Here is a 14,946-nt window from a genome sequence, read left to right on the forward strand (position 1 = left end):
AAAGTGAGCGATTCGAAGGCAGGTCAGTCGGCGTCGCGGGTGAAGAGACTCCGAAGCACGAGGAAGACCACCACGGCGACGACCGCGACGATGGCGAGCTTCGCGATGAACCAGAGCACCGAGAACAGCGCGCTGACGATCCACCACGCGATCACGACGGCGAGGATGACGCCGAGGACGGTCCAGATGTTCTTGGTCATGCCTCCAGCCTACGGAGTCGACGCTGCGGGGATCTCGCCGAGCGACCGGTAGACAGGCAACCCGCGCTCGTGGGCAATGGCGACGTCCTGGTCCGCGCCCGCCGATTCCCCCGGCAGCCGCAGCACCGCGTCGCAGTGCAGGAGCAGTCGCCGGGCGGTCTCGTACATGACGTCGCCCTCGCCGGAGTCGGCCGGTTCGAGGGTGCGCAGGACCGGCAATGCGACCCACTCCCCGATCATCGGCACGTGACCGAGCCGGAAGATCGGACCGGACGCCTCCTCCAGGCGCGCGAGATTGCGAGCGATCAGGGCGGGGTCGCCGTTGGTGCCGGAACGGTAGGGGCCGGCGATCAGGATCAGGAGTGGCTTCATCATGGACATGACTGTAGTCTGAATCATGCATAAACCTGCAACTTCGTGAGGAAACGTATGCTTGCTGCTCAGCGCAAAGACCACCTGCTCGCCCTCCTCGACCGCGAGGGGCGCGTCGTGGCGAAGGACGTCGCCGCAGATCTCGGAGTCTCGGAAGACGCCATCCGCCGCGACCTCCGCGAGCTCGCCGAGGAGGGCAGGCTCCAGCGCGTGTACGGCGGCGCGCTGCCCATCGCCGCGGCCGATCGCCCGGTGCGGGAGCGCCACGATCTGGCGACCGAGAGCAAGGAGCGGGTCGCCCGCCAGGCGGTCACGACCATCCTCCCCGGATCGACGATCGTGCTGGATGCCGGAACCACCACGCTCGCGATGGCGCGGCTGCTGCCCATTGGCACCGACATCACGGTCATCACCCCGAGCCCCGCCGTCGCCCTCGCCGTCGCCGAGCACTCGGATGCGCGCGTGATCATGATCGGCGGCGAGCTCACCCGGCACTCCCTCGTCGCCGGCGGAGGACTCGCGATGGAGGCGATCCAACACCTCGCCGCGGACGTGTTCTTCGTCGGCGTCACGGGCGTCGACCCGGGCCACGGCCTCACGACGGGCGAGCTCGACGACGCCGTCACCAAGCGGGCGATCTCTTCCCGATGCGCCGCGACCGTCGTCCTCGCGAGCGACGAGAAGATCGGCGCCGCCTCGCGCTACCCGGTACTGCCGTTCGAGGCGATCGCCGCGGTCATCACCGACCCGCTCGACGAGAATCCGCTGATCCCGGAGGTGCTGGCGCAGATCCCGGGACGGGCGTGAGCGACGATCCGTCTTCTCCCGCGAGGCGTTCCGCGAGCAGGGCGTGCAGGTGACCTGCCGCCGCGAGAAGCGCGACGCTGCGGCGCGTGAGGTCGGCCAGCCGCTCCGCGAGCATGCGCTGCACCTGCTCGGTGTCACCGTGCGCGCGCACCTCGTCGATGATCCGCGAAACGGTGGGGATGCCGTAGCCGCCCGAGCGCAGGGCGGCGGCGATCCGCGCCTCGGTGATCGCGAGGGAGTCATAGGAGCGGACCGATCCCGCACGACGAAGGGGGCGCACGAGCCCTTCTCGCTCCCAGTGCCGCAGTGCGGAGGAACGGACGCCGAGCGCCTGGGCGAGTTCGCCGATGGCCATCGCATCGTCCTCGACGAACGGATCGTCGGCCTCCGCCACCGCATCCTCGAGTCCGCGCAGGGCCGCGCGCACCCGTGAGCGTTCGAGGGCGAGATCCGCGTGCAGGTCATCGATCCGCTCCGCCGCATGCTCGACCGATCCGCCGATGAGAGCGGGCATCAGTCGACGCGCGGGCACCGGACCGAGCGCCGTCGCCAACGCGCGATAGGCGCGCAGCGCCAGGGCATGCGACGTCCGATACCGCCGGTACCCGTTCGCACCGCGCTCGGCGGCGGGGAGGACACCGAGGCGCTCGAGGTCGCGCACCTGCTGCGTCGAGTAGTCGACCAGCCGTCCGAGCGCCGCCGTCGTCATCACCTGCTCTTGAGGGTTGTGCACGTGTTTCCTCGTCTTTCCGGTCCTTGAGTCCACATAAGCAGGTCAGCCTCAGCATTGAAAGATGGAGATGCAGGAGATCATCGCAGAGATCCGCTCGTTCGACGGCGCGCTCGTCGTCGCCCCGGAGGCGGGCAGCGACTTCCCCGAACTGTCATGGGGAGACGCGTACTTCTACCACGCGCCCGACGGCCGGATGCCGGAGCGCACGCAGCCGTACGGGACGATCATCACCAAGGACTATCCCGACGACACGTCCTCCGCGCTGGATGCTCCAGGGCGCTTCCGGGTGAACATCCACGTCGGACGTGAGCGCGCGGAGTCGATCATCGCGGCGGGGTCTCTCACGGGCGGCGACACCGACCCGACGGCGGTCGACGTCTTCCGCCCTCATCCCCTGTACGGCGACGCCGGCTGGGTGTGCGTGATCGATCCCGCAGAGGCGACGGCGGGTACCGTGCTCGCCCTTCTTCGCGAGGCGCACGAGGCGGCACGTGCGCGCACCGGACGACGGGCGAGGTGAGTCCCATGTCGACTCCTCAGGGCATGACCGAGGCCGACCGCCGGATCGTCGCGGTGTGGGCAGCCGACTGCGCCGCGCGCGTGCTGCCGCTGTTCGAGAGCGAGGCCCCGGACGACGACCGAGCGCGCGATGCCATCGCCAGGACGCGCGCCTTCGCCCGGGGCGAGCTCACGGCTGCGGGCGAGATCCGTCGTCGTTTCGTGGCCGGCAGGGCCGCCCGCAGTGCCGTGACCCCTGCCGGCACCGCGGCCTCTCGCTCCGCGGCACAGGCTGCCGGGGTCGCGCATATGGGAGCGCATGCTCTCGGGGCAGCCGCCTACGCCGCGCGAGCCATCGAGCTGGCACACCCGGACGCTCCCGACGCCCGCGCCGCCGAAGTGCGCTGGCAACTCGCGCAGCTCTCGCCCGAGGCCGCTGCAGCCCTGCGCACCCTCCCACTCCTCGGCACCGACCCCGCCGGCCCCCTCGGCCCCGGGCTTCTCTCCTCCGGCCCCCTCGGCGAGGTGATCCGCGGGATCCAGGCACACCTCTCGTCGTAGGTCCCTCTTCGAATCGCGCAACTGGCTGTATCTGAGCCCGGAATGGAACCAGGTGCGCGATTCGAAGCGGCCCGACCGCTTCAGCCCCGATTCAGCGACGACGCGCCACACTGGGGGGATGCGGATCCTGGTGGTGGACGACGAGGTGCGTCTGGCCGAGGGCGTGCGCCGCGGACTCGAGGCGGAGGGCTTCGCGGTCGACGTCGCCCACAACGGCATCGACGGCCTCTGGCGGGCCCGCGAGACCCGGTACGACGCCATCGTGCTCGACCTGATGATGCCCGGCATGAGCGGGTGGAAGGTGTGCGAGGCCCTGCGCGCCGAGGAGAACTGGACTCCCGTGCTGATGCTCACCGCCAAGGACGGCGAATGGGATCAGGTGGAGGCGCTGGAGAGCGGCGCCGACGACTACGTCACCAAGCCCTTCTCGTTCGCGATCCTCGTGGCCCGGCTCCGGGCGCTCGTGCGCCGCGGTGCCGTGGCGCGACCGACGATCCTGGAGGCCGGCGACCTGCGACTGGATCCCGCCGGACACCACGTGTGGCGCGGCGAGACCCCGATCTCCCTCACGGCCCGCGAGTTCGCGGTGCTCGAGCATCTGATGCGCCACCGCGGGCAGGTGCTGTCGAAGCGCGACCTCCTGGCCGGCGTCTGGGACGACGACTTCGACGGCGACCCGAACATCGTCGAGGTGTACATCGGCCACCTCCGCCGCAAGGTCGACAAGCCGTTCGGACGTGAGGCGATCGAGACCATCCGCGGGGCGGGCTACCGGCTGGCGGCGAACGGTGGCTAGGCGGCTCTGGCGGTCGGTCCGCGGCCGGACGACCCTGGGTGCCACCCTCGTCGTCGCGGTCGCGCTGCTCCTCGGGGCCTTCTCCTTCTACGGCGTGCTGAGCGCGAGTATCCACGGCAGCACCGAACGCGCGGCGGAGCAGCGGCTGGAGGAGCTCGTCAGCCGATTCGACGGTCCGGGACGCCGCGGACCCGACCAGCTCGACGATGACCTCGTGCAGCTGCTCGGGCGGGACGGAGCGGTGCGCGCCGCCAGCGAGGAGGCCGCCGATGCGCTCGGCGCCACCCCGCTGCCCGTCGACGACGATCCGCAGGTGGTCCGGATCGACGGCGAGCCGATGGTCGTGGTGTCGGAAGACGTCGAGGGCGACCAGACCCTCGTCCTCGCGGTGCCGTTGGACGAGGATGCGGAGACCCTGTCGACGGTGGCGACGCTGCTCGTGATCGCCGTCCCCGCGCTGCTGCTGCTCGTGGCCGTCACGACCTGGCTCGTCACGGGGCGCGCGCTGCGCCCGGTCACCCGCATCCGCCAGGAGGTCGAGGGCATCACCGCCGAGCGCCTCGATCACCGGGTGCCCGTTCCCGACACCGCGGACGAGATCCACTCCCTCGCCGTGACCATGAACGGGATGCTCGACCGGCTCGACGCAGCGGCGACCGCGCAGCGCCGCTTCGTGTCCGATGCCTCGCACGAGCTCCGCTCCCCCCTGGCGACGATCCGTCAGCACGCGGAGCTCGCCCAGGCGCACCCGGAGGTGACCAGCATCGACGAGCTCGCGGAGGTGGTGTCCGAGGAGGGGCTGCGGTTGCAGGGCATCGTGGAGTCGCTGCTGCTCCTCGCCCGCCTCGACGAGGGTGTCACCGGGAGCACCGAACCGGTGGACCTGGACGACCTCGCCCTCGCGGAGGTGCGTCGGCTGCGGGCCACCGGGCTCGACGTCGACGGCTCCGGGATCCGTGCGGCCCGCACCGTCGGCGACCCCCGGCTGCTGGGCCAGCTGCTGCGGAACCTCGCGGACAACGCCGCGCGGCACAGCAACGGCCGGGTGGCGATCGGGGTGGAACCGCAGGCGGCGCACGTCGTGCTCACGGTCGAAGACGACGGCGCCGGCATCCCGCCGGAGGAGAGGGACCGCATCTTCGAGCGCTTCGTCCGGCTCGATGAGGCCCGCAGTCGCGACGCTGGCGGCAGCGGGCTCGGTCTCGCGATCGCTCACGGCATCGCCACCGCCGCCCACGGCGCGATCACGGTGGACACGTCCCGGTGGGGCGGCGCCCGCTTCACCGTGACCCTCCCTTTCGCCGGCCCTCTCTCCTGACCGACCGCCCGGGCAGAGTTTCGGAGATCCCCGACGACACCCCGGTCGTGGCCGCCGCACGGCGGCGTGTCGTCCCGAGCTCCGAAGTCGTGCCCGAGATATCGGTTCCTGAACGGGGCTTCAGGAGGCTTCAGGGTGGCTTCAGCGGCGTCGGGAGACCATCGAGACATGAACGACAAGACTCCTGCTCCCGACCAGAACCCCACGCCGGACGAGAACGACACCGCGGGTCAGAACTCGGCCCCCGCCGTCCCGAATGCAGGCCAGGACCAGCACGCCGGACAGGACTCCCCCGCCGGCCACGACGCGAACGCCGACGCCCCGACGGTGCCGGTCGCGCCGGCCCCCGGCCCTGCCGCCGCCCCGGAGGCACCGGTCGCCGCGACCCCCGCCAAGCCCGGACGTAAGCGCGCGCTCCTGATCGGCGGCGGGATCGCGGCCGCGGTGCTGCTCGCCGGCGGTGGCGTCGCGGTGGGTGCCGCGATCGGCGACGAGTTCGGTGACGACGACGACCGCCCCGCCATGGAGGGCCCCCGACACGAGGGCGACCGCGGCCCGCGCGGAGACCACCGCGGCGACGAGGATGCCCGCCCGAGCGGAGACCGGGGCGACCGCGGCCCTGTCACCGGCATCGGCACCGACGACATCGACGAGCTCCTCGCGATCGCCGCCGCCGCCCAGGACGCCGCCGAGGGCGAGGTCACCTCGATCGACGCGAAGCGCGACGGAACGTGGGAAGTGCAGCTGACCACGTCCGCCGGGGACGAGACCGAGGTGCGCGTGGACGACGACCTCGCCGCGACCGTGGTGTCGACGGATGCGGCAGACGACGACAAGGGACCGACGCTCACGCTCGACGAGGAGACCATCCGCACTCTCGTCGACGCCGCCCTCGCCGAGGCCGAGGGGATGATCACCGACCTCGATGTGGACTCCGACGACGTGAGCCCCTACGACGCCTCCGTCCTCACGACGGACAACCGCTCGATCGACATCTCCTTCGACGCCTCGTTCGCGGTCGTCGGCACCGACGTCGACGAGTGACCGCGTCCCTGACGGCTAGCATGCAAGGATGACGAACTCCGATCCGATCGACGAGGTCTCCATCGGCGGCGAGGTCATCCGCCTCGGGCAGTTCCTCAAGTTCGCGGGACTGCTCGATTCGGGCGGCGACGCGAAAGAGGTCATCATCGACGGCTACGTCACCGTGAACGGCGAGGTGGACCGGCGCCGCGGGCGTCAGCTCCGCGACGGCGATGTGGTCACCTTCGAGGGCCGGGCGGTCCGCGTCCGGCCCTGACCCGGCGTCGCGGAGCCTTCCGCCGCCTCCGGTCCGCGGTTCCGCGCCTCGCTCACGAGCACCGCGGTCACCCCGGCGCCGCACAGCGCGAACCCGCCGACCGTGATCGCCGTGAGGGGTTCACCGAGCAGCAGCGCCCCGCCGATCGCGGTCGCCGGGGCGACGAGGAAGAGCAGCGCCTGCAACGCGGTGATGCCGACCCGGCGCAGCAGCCACCAGTACAGTCCATAGGCGCCGAGCGTGGGGAAGACGGCGGTCAGGACCACGGCGATCCAGAACGAGGGTCGCGCCGGCGGCACGAGTGCCCCGGCGAGCGCGGCGATGACGAGGAGCAGCACGGCGGTCACGCTCACGTGGATGGTCAGGGTCAGCAGCACCCCGGTGCGCACGGCCGTCCGCCGCTGCACCAGCGTGCCGATCACGAGGCAGACCATCGCCGCCGCCGGAAGCAGGTAGGCGACGAGCGGCGCGGAGCCGGCACCGAACTGCGACTGCACGACGAGCAGCACCCCCACCGCCCCGATCACCAGCCCCGCCACCTGGGCGCCGCGCACGCGGAGGCCCAGCACCGGCCCGACCAGCACGGCGACGAGCAGCGGCTGGACGGCGTCGATCAGCGCGACGGTGCCGGTGGCGATCCCCGTCGCGACGGCGGCGTACACGGCAGCGCAGTATCCGAACTGGGCGAGCGCGCCGATGACCGCCTGGACGCCGAGTTCCCGCGCGGTCATCCCCTTCGTCGCTCCGGACGTCGCGGCGAGGACCACGAGCAGGACGGCGAGCGGCGTGAACCGCCAGACCAGGAGCGTCAGCGGGTCGACGTCCGCGGTGGCGACCGCGGGGATGAGGAAGCCCGAGCTCCACGTGAGGACGAAGGCCACCGCCGCACCCACGGTCACGACCCGAGAGAGTATACCGATCTGTTTACTCATCCCGTCACTATACAGGTTGGTATACTCGCCGCATGTCGACAACCGTGCCGGAGCTCCCGCCGCTGACCCCCGGGGCGCGCCGCGTGCTCGACGCCGCCTCCGACCTCTTCTACGAACGCGGCATCCACGCCGTCGGGGTCGACACCATCGCCGCCGCCGCCGGGGTGACGAAGAAGACTCTCTACGACCGCTTCGGATCGAAGGAAGCGCTCGTCGTGTCCTACCTGCAGCACCGGGACGCCCGCTGGCGCGATCACGTCGCGGTTCACCTCGCACGGGTCCCGGCCCCGGGGCCCGCCCGCGTGCTCGCGATCTTCGATGCCGCCATCTCCTGGGTGCCGGACCACAGCACCAAGGGATGCAGCGCCATCAACGCGCGCGCCGAGATCGACGGCCCCGGGGACGCCCCGCTGGTGCTCGCCGAGGCCCGTCGCGAGAAGGAGTGGCTGCTCGCGGTCTTCGCGGAGCTCTGCGGTGAGGCCGGGTTCCACGACCCGGACCGGCTCGCCGAGACGCTCATGCTCCTCTATGAAGGTGCGATCGTCACCGTCGGCATGGGGACGTTCGCGGAGCCGTTCGCGACCGCTCGGGACAGCGCGCGCCGACTGCTGGAGTCCACTGCGTCCGACGCGTCCTAGACGTCGGTCGTCGAAGAGGACGCGCGCGGCGGGAGCACCGCCCGCACCGTGACCACGAGGAACGCCACGAGCAGCACCACCATCGTCACGTCAGCGACGATGTAGGCGTAGTGCGCGCCATCGGTTCCCGGCGCCTCCCGCCCTGCGATGACCAGGTCGCTCCGCCGGTTGAGGATCGGGCGGATGACGACCACCTCGGCGAGGAACACCAGCCACAGCCCGCCGAGCAGCAGAGCCGAGGAACGCCCGGCACGGGCACGGACGCTGACCGCCGTCAGCACGAGGAGCACCGCTCCCGCGAGGACGTTGAGGGCGGTGAACACGAGACGACCGATGCCGAGCCCTAGGGGGATCGTGATTCCGGGAGCCAGGAACTTCAGCGGCGCCTCCAGGAACGAGATCGCGACGATCGCCCCGAGCAGGAAAGCCGGCAGCAGCAGGCGCAGCGCCGTCACCGCGCGTCCACCCGTCATGGCCTCAGGCTAACCGGCCGGTCCGCACCCCCAGCGGCGGGTGACCGTGGAAATAGCGCCTCACTCCGCGTTCAGGGGATAATGGGTAACATGCCACGTCCTACCGACGCCTATCGCGGGCTTATGCAGAGCAGTCGGCTGCGGGTCCTCGCCGCCTTGATGGACACTCCGGGAATCGGCCTCGCCGAGCTCTCCCTCCGCATGGGCCTCCACGTGAACACGCTGCGCGACCACCTCCGCGTGCTCGAGGGTGAGGGCCTCGCCCGGTCCGAGGTCGAGCACACCGGTCGGCGAGGAAGACCGCGGCTGCGCTTCTCCCCCGTGCTGCCCAGCGAGCCGAACGAGATCGAGGAACGGCGGGTCCAGGAGGCGATCCGTCACGGCGACCTCATGCGCGCGGTGCTCCCAGCGACGCGATCCGGGCTCCCGGAGGCCGCGACGCATCAGCTCGACGCGCTGTTCCACCACCTCGACGACGTGGGCCTGCAGCCGGACATCGACGAGAAGGCGATGACCGTCGACCTCTCCCCCTGCCGCTTCCACACGCTTCTGACCGATGACCAGACCGTGGTCTGCCGGGTGCACGAGGAGCTCATGAAGTCGGTGCTGGCGAGAGCGGGCGGCCCCGTGGAGATCGAACGCGTGATCCCGTTCACGACGTCCCACTCCTGCCACGTCCGGCTCAGCCTCCGCGAGGAGTCGGCGTCCGACACGGGACGGTGACGCCCAGGCTCAGTTGAAGTCGCCGCCCGGCGCCATGTCGGCGAACCGGGAGTAGTGCCCCTGGAAGGCGACGGTGATGGTCGCGGTCGGTCCGTTACGGTGCTTGGCCACGATCAGGTCGGCCTCGCCGGGACGGACGTCCTTGTCGTAGACCGAGTCGCGGTGCAGCAAGATGACCATGTCGGCGTCCTGCTCGATCGATCCGGACTCTCGCAGGTCGCTGATGGCTGGCTTCTTGTCCTGTCGCTGCTCGGGACCACGGTTCAGCTGCGACAGCGCGATGACCGGCACCTGCAGCTCCTTGGCGATGAGCTTGAGGCTTCGGGAGAACTCCGAGACCTCCTGCTGACGGGACTCGACGCGCTTACCCGACGTCATGAGCTGGAGGTAGTCGATGATGACCATGCGCAGACCCGCCCGCTGCTTCAGCCGTCGGCACTTCGCCCGGATCTCGACGAGCGTCATGTTCGGGCTGTCGTCGATGTAGAGCGGGGCGTCGTTGATGCGGCCGCGGGTGGCGGCGACCGTCGTCCAGTCCCGCGGGTCGAGCGTTCCCTTGCGCATGTTCTGCAGCGGGATCGCCCCCTCGGCGCTGAGCAGACGCATCGCGATCTCGCTCTTGCCCATCTCGAGGGAGAAGAAGATCGAGGGGAAGTCGTGCCCGATCGAGGCCGCACGGGCGAAGTCGAGGGCGAGCGTGGACTTTCCCATCGCGGGTCGCGCGGCGACGACGATCATCTGCCCGCCGTGCAGGCCGTTGGTGAGCTCGTCGAGCTCGCGGAAGCCGGTGGGGATGCCGGTCATGGAGCCGTCGCGGCCGTTGGCCGCCTCGATCTCCTCGACCGCGGCGTCGACGGCGACCGTGAGCGGCACGTAGTCCTCGGCCGTCTCCGAGCCGGTCACCGAGTAGATCTCGGCCTGCGCGTTGTTGACGATGTCGGTCGCGTCGCCCTGGCCGTCGTAGCCGAGCTGGACGATGCGCGTCCCGGCATCGACGAGGCGGCGGAGGATCGCGCGCTCGGAGACGATGCCGGCGTAGTAGCCGGCGTTGGCCGCGGTCGGGACGATCGACGTGAGGGTGTGCAGGTAGTCGGCGCCGCCGGCCTTGTTCAGCTCACCGGTCTTGATCAGCTCGTCGGTGACCGCGACGACGTCGGTGGGCTCACCGTGGGAGTACAGCGAGAGGATCGCCTCGAAGATGAGCTCGTGCTTGGGGATGTAGAAGTCGGCGCCCTTGAGCGTCTCGATCACGTCGGCGACCGCGTCCTTCGACAGGAGCATGCCACCCAGGGCGCTCTGCTCGGCGAGGAGGTCGTGCGGAGGGGTGCGCTCGGGCGGACGCTGCCCTCCCAGGCGCTCCTCGGAGATGTCGGCGATCGACACTGTGTTCCCTTCGATGCGACGGTTCTGAGGCGGGCCCCGCGCGCGCATCTGCGGATGCCGGTGCGGGGGACCGCGGCCGCGCGGCGGCCATCCCCAGACAAGCAGGTGCCCCCGACATTCGGTCGCTCGACCACGCTATGAGCGGTCTCCACACGGTGCAACACGGCCTGTGGATAACCATGTGGACAGCGTGCGGACAATCTCGGAGTGTCTGTGCAGAACGGGTGTGGATAACCCGGTGGACGGTGTGAACACCGAACTTTTTTATCTGCCCTGAACGGGGTTTTATCGTTTCCCCACCCTGTGGATGAAAACGAGTTTAAATTGCGCGTTGAAGGTTTCCCCTCCGGAGGGGGCATGTGTAGAACCTGGGGAAAGTCAAGCCGGAAATCCGCCGGGCGCGTCACGATCTGACACGAGACGAATCGGATGTAAACGCCCCTGGACAGAGAGGGACTCCGCGAGTATTCTGCCTCCCATCGACACACCCGTGGACCTTCGGAGGGGGAGGACGACGTGGACGCTCGGAGCACCCGACGCGGCGTACCCCACGCCGTCCTCTGGGGTGGCATCGGCGCGCTCGCCTGGGCGGCTCTGACCGTCCTCACCGGCGGCAGCTCTGCACACGCGGACGAGCAGCCCAAGGGTCCGCTCGACGGCCTCACCTCTGTCGTGTCCGAGACCGTCACCGCCGTGACGAAGCCGGTCGTGAACAACGTCGTCGCTCCGGTGGTGAACCAGGTGGCGACGCCTGTGGTCCAGGAGGTCGTCGCGCCCGTGGTGCACGAGGTCGTCGCTCCGGTCGTGACTCACACCGTCGCTCCCGTGCAGGAGGCCGCTCCCGCCGTCGTCGAGACGGTGACCGAGACGGTGACGCAGGTCCCGGTCGTCGGAGACACTGCGGCTCCCGTGCTGGAGGCGGTCGCCGAGACCACCGAGACGGTCGTCGAGCCCGTCACCGACGTGCTCGGCTCTGCACCGGTCTCGCAGATCACCGCGCCCGTGCTCGACCTCGTCGGCGGCCTTCCGCTGGTCGGCGGCATCGTCGTCGACTCCGGCGCCATCGACCTGGTCGAGAACGTCGTCGGTGTCGTCGACGGCACGACCGGTCTGATCGGCGGCGTCGTCGACGAGACCGTTCCGCCGGTCGTCGAGGTGCTCACGCCACAAGAGCCGGCCGCACCGCAGACCCCGGAGGGCTCCGTCCCCGCGGGCGTCCCCCCTGTGCGCGACGACATCGCCGCGCTTCCCGAGCGTGCTTCCGCACCGTCGGCCCCGCCGAGCACGGGCCAGGACTCTGCGCTCCGTACCGTGGCTTCCTTCGCAGGCCCGGTCTCCGCGCCTGACTCCTCGGACGCCGGTGCCGGTGACACCGCTCCGGTGCCGTTCGGTGCCCCCGCGGGCGCCCCGGCCGCCCCCGCCTCTTCCTCCGCCGCCTCGGCCGGAGGTTCCACCAGCGCCCCCGCTCGCCTCAGCGAGATCGGCGCGACCCCGCTCCGTGCCTGGGAGCGGGCCGCCGGCGCACGGGACGACGCCCTTCCGGGCGCCCCCGTCGCCGACACCGACGTCTCGCCTGACTGACGGACTGTCGCGTCATCCCACCCGGATGACAGATGCCGTGCTGCGCGCGCACTTCCTCGCGTGCATCCCATCAGACAGACCAGTCACGTCAGGAGAACCATCATGCGTACCTACGCGAAGCGCGTCCTCTGGGGCACGCTCATCGCCGGCGGGATCACCCTGCTCGGCGCGACGGCCGCCAATGCGGCCGAGACATCCGGAGACGACGGCTTGCTCTCCGGCACCCAGGCCGTAGCGCCCATCACCGCCCCGATCACGGTCGTCGACAACGCGATCTCCGTGCTCGGCGACGCGGCATCCACCACACCGGCTCCCGCTCCGGCCCCGGCTCCCGCTCCCGCCCCGGCTCCCGCAGCCGCGCCCGCCCCCGCTCCGCAGACGAACGGCGCGGAGGGCACGGCATCCGGCACCCAAGCCGTGGTGACCGTGAACCTTCCCGTCACGGTGACGGACAACGCGATCAGTCTCACCGAAGACTCCACGACCAGCACCCCGGCCGCCGCTCCTCCCCAGAGCGCGGCTCCCCAGGCCCCTGACGCGGCCGGGGTGCTTTCCCTCGACACGGACGGCCTGGATGGTGTGCTCTCGGGCACCCAGGCTCTCGTGGCGGTCAACGCCCCGGTGACCGTGTCCGACAACGCCATCTCGCTGCTCGGTGACTCCGAGTCGGCCGCCGAGGGAGAGAGCGCCGCAGCACCGGCGCCTGCCCCGGCGACCGGGTCGAGCACCTCGGGCGAGGACGGCACCGCGAGCGGCACCCAGGTCGTCGCCCCGGTGACGGCCCCGGTCAGCGTCGGCGGCAACGCCATCTCGCTCCTCGGCGACAGCGAGGCCTCCGGCACCACCGGCGGCACCGCGACCCCGACCGCACCCGCGGCCGGCGGGAGCACCACCGGCGGTGAGGACAGCATCCTCGGGGGCACGCAGGCCGTGGCACCCGTGACGGCGCCTGTCACCGTCGGCGGCAACGCCATCTCGCTCCTCGGCGACAGCGAGGCCTCCGGCACCACCGGCGGCACTGCGACCCCGACCGCACCCGCGACCGGGTCAAGCACCTCGGGCGAGGACGGCACCGCGAGCGGCACCCAGGTCGTCGCCCCGGTGACGGCCCCGGTCAGCGTCGGCGGCAACGCCATCTCGCTCCTCGGCGACAGCGAGGCCTCCGGCACCTCCGGCGGCACCGCGGCCCCGACCGCACCCGCGACCGGAGGCAGCACCACCGGCGGCGAGGACAGCACCCTCGGCGGCACCCAGGTGGTCGCACCCGTGACCGCCCCCATCGGCGTCACCGGCAACGCCATCTCCGTCACCGACGACGCCACCGTCACCGGCACCACCGACGGCACCACGTCCCCGACCGCACCCGCGACCGGAGGCAGCACCACCGGCGGCGACGACAGCACCCTCGGCGGCACCCAGGTGGTCGCACCCGTGACCGCCCCCATCGGCGTCACTGGCAACGCCATCTCCGTCACCGACGACGCCACCGTCACCGGCACCACCGGCGGCACGTCCCCGACCGCACCCGCGGCCGGCGGCAGCACCACCGGCGGCGACGACAGCATCCTCGGCGGGACTCAGCTGGAGCTCCCCGTGACGCTTCCCATCACGATCGGCGGGAACGCGATCTCCGTCGTCGGCGAGAGCACGGTGACCGATCCCGGCACGAACCCGGGCACCGATCCGGGCACGGACCCGGGCACTGATCCCGGAACGGACCCGGGCACCGACCCCGGAACGGACCCCGGCACCAACCCCGGAACCGACCCCGGAGTGAACCCGGGAATGACGCCGAGCACCGGAGCCGGCATGACCAGCATGCCCTGGGCTGCGGGTGCCGCCGCGACGGGTGAGGCCACCGGCCTCGCGATGACCGGTGGCGCCTCGGCCCCGTGGCTGTGGGCCCTCGCCGCTCTCCTGCTGCTGGGAGGTGCGGGCCTGCTGCGCCGTCGCACGGCGTAGGTGCTGAGCCCCGGCGGCGGCGATGTCCTCGGGGGAGGAGACTCGCCCCCGCCGGTGCGCGGCAGCGTCCGCACGTGCGGTGCAGCCCTCGCTGCGCTTCCTCTGCCGAGCGTGACCGCCGCGCAAACGGCGGATGCCCCGTGGTCCCCCCACCGCGGGGCATCCGTGCGCCCGTTCGACGAGGCGCAGCTTCGTCACGTCGTCCTTGTGGGAAACGAGATAGCAGCCGCTATCCGCCCGGCACCTACGTCCGTCTAGTGCGGCTTCTCCTCCACGAGTCGATACTCGATACCCAGGACGTCATCCGGGTCATGGAAACGGATGGCGCCAGAGCGGAACGGAACGACGATCCCGCTCGGCTCGACACTCCACTCCCCATCCGAGGCTTCTTCAAAATCGAGGTGGGGTTCTTCAAGCTCTTCCTAGGAGAGCCCCGATGACGCGCGGGTCCTCGGAGTCCCATCCATTACTGAGAACCTTGTATACCCCGCAGCGACTGTCGACGCCGTCAACAGGCTGACGGCCGTTGAACGTTCGACGCCGTCTATTGCGTTGCTCGTTGGCGCCTCGATAGCATTCGGTAGCCCGGCGGGTGTCGCCGGTCTCATCGTCTGATGAGTCCGCGAACCGTTTCGCAGACTCCTGTCTGTCGAAGGAGCTCTGGCGAGT

General features: G+C 71.0%; 17 protein-coding genes. 11 read left to right on the forward strand and 6 right to left on the reverse strand.

Annotated features, from left to right (window positions below):
• Positions 1-23: 23 nt before the first annotated feature.
• Positions 24-200, reverse strand: a complete 177-nt coding sequence (locus BLU02_RS17590) for a hypothetical protein (RefSeq protein ID WP_025102796.1) — start codon at positions 198-200, stop codon at positions 24-26.
• Positions 201-209: 9 nt separating this feature from the next.
• On the reverse strand, positions 210-575 hold the full coding sequence (locus BLU02_RS09525; RefSeq protein ID WP_060923443.1) for a hypothetical protein: 366 nt from the start codon (positions 573-575) through the stop codon (positions 210-212).
• 54 nt (positions 576-629) lie between these two features.
• Between BLU02_RS09525 and BLU02_RS09530 the strand changes: the two genes are divergently transcribed.
• Positions 630-1,379 carry a DeoR/GlpR family DNA-binding transcription regulator gene (locus BLU02_RS09530; RefSeq protein ID WP_060923439.1) on the forward strand — a complete coding sequence of 250 codons (750 nt, stop codon included), beginning with the start codon at positions 630-632 and terminating at the stop codon, positions 1,377-1,379.
• Here BLU02_RS09530 and BLU02_RS09535 read toward each other — a convergent pair.
• On the reverse strand, positions 1,312-2,112 hold the full coding sequence (locus tag BLU02_RS09535) for a MerR family transcriptional regulator (protein WP_231919537.1): 801 nt from the start codon (positions 2,110-2,112) through the stop codon (positions 1,312-1,314). The two genes, BLU02_RS09530 and BLU02_RS09535, sit on opposite strands and share 68 nt — an antisense overlap.
• A gap of 61 nt (positions 2,113-2,173) precedes the next feature.
• Here BLU02_RS09535 and BLU02_RS09540 point away from each other — a divergent pair, with 61 nt between their 5' ends.
• From BLU02_RS09540 to BLU02_RS09565, 6 genes are all read left to right on the forward strand, one after another.
• Positions 2,174-2,632 (forward strand): DUF6194 family protein, encoded by a 459-nt coding sequence (locus BLU02_RS09540; RefSeq protein ID WP_060923440.1) that lies wholly within the window; start codon positions 2,174-2,176, stop codon positions 2,630-2,632.
• Between the two features lie 5 nt (positions 2,633-2,637).
• On the forward strand, positions 2,638-3,171 hold the full coding sequence (locus BLU02_RS09545; RefSeq protein WP_060923441.1) for a putative immunity protein: 534 nt from the start codon (positions 2,638-2,640) through the stop codon (positions 3,169-3,171).
• Positions 3,172-3,289: 118 nt separating this feature from the next.
• On the forward strand, positions 3,290-3,967 hold the full coding sequence (locus BLU02_RS09550; protein WP_025102802.1) for a response regulator transcription factor: 678 nt from the start codon (positions 3,290-3,292) through the stop codon (positions 3,965-3,967).
• Positions 3,960-5,285, forward strand: a complete 1,326-nt coding sequence (locus BLU02_RS09555) for a sensor histidine kinase (protein WP_060923442.1) — start codon at positions 3,960-3,962, stop codon at positions 5,283-5,285. The genes BLU02_RS09550 and BLU02_RS09555 overlap by 8 nt, the downstream gene beginning before the upstream one ends.
• A 168-nt stretch (positions 5,286-5,453) precedes the next feature.
• Positions 5,454-6,329, forward strand: coding sequence for a hypothetical protein (locus BLU02_RS09560; RefSeq protein WP_231919538.1), 876 nt, complete (start codon positions 5,454-5,456; stop codon positions 6,327-6,329).
• A gap of 28 nt (positions 6,330-6,357) precedes the next feature.
• Complete coding sequence (locus BLU02_RS09565) at positions 6,358-6,585, forward strand: RNA-binding S4 domain-containing protein (RefSeq protein ID WP_025102805.1); 228 nt, start codon at positions 6,358-6,360, stop codon at positions 6,583-6,585.
• Here BLU02_RS09565 and BLU02_RS09570 read toward each other — a convergent pair.
• Entirely contained in the window at positions 6,525-7,517 is a 993-nt protein-coding gene (locus BLU02_RS09570; RefSeq protein ID WP_231919539.1) for a DMT family transporter, read from the reverse strand. The genes BLU02_RS09565 and BLU02_RS09570 overlap by 61 nt on opposite strands.
• A gap of 32 nt (positions 7,518-7,549) precedes the next feature.
• Between BLU02_RS09570 and BLU02_RS09575 the strand changes: the two genes are divergently transcribed.
• Complete coding sequence (locus tag BLU02_RS09575; RefSeq protein ID WP_060923356.1) at positions 7,550-8,155, forward strand: TetR/AcrR family transcriptional regulator; 606 nt, start codon at positions 7,550-7,552, stop codon at positions 8,153-8,155.
• Here the strand turns inward: BLU02_RS09575 and BLU02_RS09580 are convergent.
• Entirely contained in the window at positions 8,152-8,628 is a 477-nt protein-coding gene (locus BLU02_RS09580) for a hypothetical protein (protein WP_060923357.1), read from the reverse strand. The two genes, BLU02_RS09575 and BLU02_RS09580, sit on opposite strands and share 4 nt — an antisense overlap.
• 90 nt (positions 8,629-8,718) lie before the next feature.
• On the opposite strand from BLU02_RS09580, the gene BLU02_RS09585 reads away from it, so the two are divergent.
• On the forward strand, positions 8,719-9,351 hold the full coding sequence (locus BLU02_RS09585) for a winged helix-turn-helix transcriptional regulator (RefSeq protein WP_144881676.1): 633 nt from the start codon (positions 8,719-8,721) through the stop codon (positions 9,349-9,351).
• A 9-nt stretch (positions 9,352-9,360) separates the two neighbouring features.
• Here BLU02_RS09585 and dnaB read toward each other — a convergent pair whose 3' ends face one another.
• Complete coding sequence (gene dnaB, locus BLU02_RS09590) at positions 9,361-10,734, reverse strand: replicative DNA helicase (protein ID WP_025102810.1); 1,374 nt, start codon at positions 10,732-10,734, stop codon at positions 9,361-9,363.
• A gap of 516 nt (positions 10,735-11,250) precedes the next feature.
• Between dnaB and BLU02_RS09595 the strand changes: the two genes are divergently transcribed.
• Positions 11,251-12,315 (forward strand): hypothetical protein, encoded by a 1,065-nt coding sequence (locus tag BLU02_RS09595; RefSeq protein ID WP_060923359.1) that lies wholly within the window; start codon positions 11,251-11,253, stop codon positions 12,313-12,315.
• A 102-nt stretch (positions 12,316-12,417) separates the two neighbouring features.
• Entirely contained in the window at positions 12,418-14,277 is a 1,860-nt protein-coding gene (locus BLU02_RS17765) for a beta strand repeat-containing protein (RefSeq protein WP_231919540.1), read from the forward strand.
• The last annotated feature ends 669 nt before the right edge of the window (positions 14,278-14,946 follow it).

Source organism: Microbacterium paraoxydans (assembly GCF_900105335.1).
GTDB classification, from domain to species: domain Bacteria; phylum Actinomycetota; class Actinomycetes; order Actinomycetales; family Microbacteriaceae; genus Microbacterium; species Microbacterium paraoxydans.

What these genes read in the sequence shown, in the direction of transcription:
- BLU02_RS17590 (WP_025102796.1), bottom strand. Translation starts at nt 200, where the DNA reads ATGACCAAGAACATCTGGACCGTCCTCGGCGTCATCCTCGCCGTCGTG.
- BLU02_RS09525 (WP_060923443.1), bottom strand. Translation starts at nt 575, where the DNA reads ATGATGAAGCCACTCCTGATCCTGATCGCCGGCCCCTACCGTTCCGGC.
- BLU02_RS09530 (WP_060923439.1), top strand. Translation starts at nt 630, where the DNA reads ATGCTTGCTGCTCAGCGCAAAGACCACCTGCTCGCCCTCCTCGACCGC.
- BLU02_RS09540 (WP_060923440.1), top strand. Translation starts at nt 2,174, where the DNA reads ATGGAGATGCAGGAGATCATCGCAGAGATCCGCTCGTTCGACGGCGCG.
- BLU02_RS09545 (WP_060923441.1), top strand. Translation starts at nt 2,638, where the DNA reads ATGTCGACTCCTCAGGGCATGACCGAGGCCGACCGCCGGATCGTCGCG.
- BLU02_RS09550 (WP_025102802.1), top strand. Translation starts at nt 3,290, where the DNA reads ATGCGGATCCTGGTGGTGGACGACGAGGTGCGTCTGGCCGAGGGCGTG.
- BLU02_RS09560 (WP_231919538.1), top strand. Translation starts at nt 5,454, where the DNA reads ATGAACGACAAGACTCCTGCTCCCGACCAGAACCCCACGCCGGACGAG.
- BLU02_RS09565 (WP_025102805.1), top strand. Translation starts at nt 6,358, where the DNA reads ATGACGAACTCCGATCCGATCGACGAGGTCTCCATCGGCGGCGAGGTC.
- BLU02_RS09570 (WP_231919539.1), bottom strand. Translation starts at nt 7,517, where the DNA reads ATGAGTAAACAGATCGGTATACTCTCTCGGGTCGTGACCGTGGGTGCG.
- BLU02_RS09575 (WP_060923356.1), top strand. Translation starts at nt 7,550, where the DNA reads ATGTCGACAACCGTGCCGGAGCTCCCGCCGCTGACCCCCGGGGCGCGC.
- BLU02_RS09580 (WP_060923357.1), bottom strand. Translation starts at nt 8,628, where the DNA reads ATGACGGGTGGACGCGCGGTGACGGCGCTGCGCCTGCTGCTGCCGGCT.
- BLU02_RS09585 (WP_144881676.1), top strand. Translation starts at nt 8,719, where the DNA reads ATGCCACGTCCTACCGACGCCTATCGCGGGCTTATGCAGAGCAGTCGG.
- BLU02_RS17765 (WP_231919540.1), top strand. Translation starts at nt 12,418, where the DNA reads ATGCGTACCTACGCGAAGCGCGTCCTCTGGGGCACGCTCATCGCCGGC.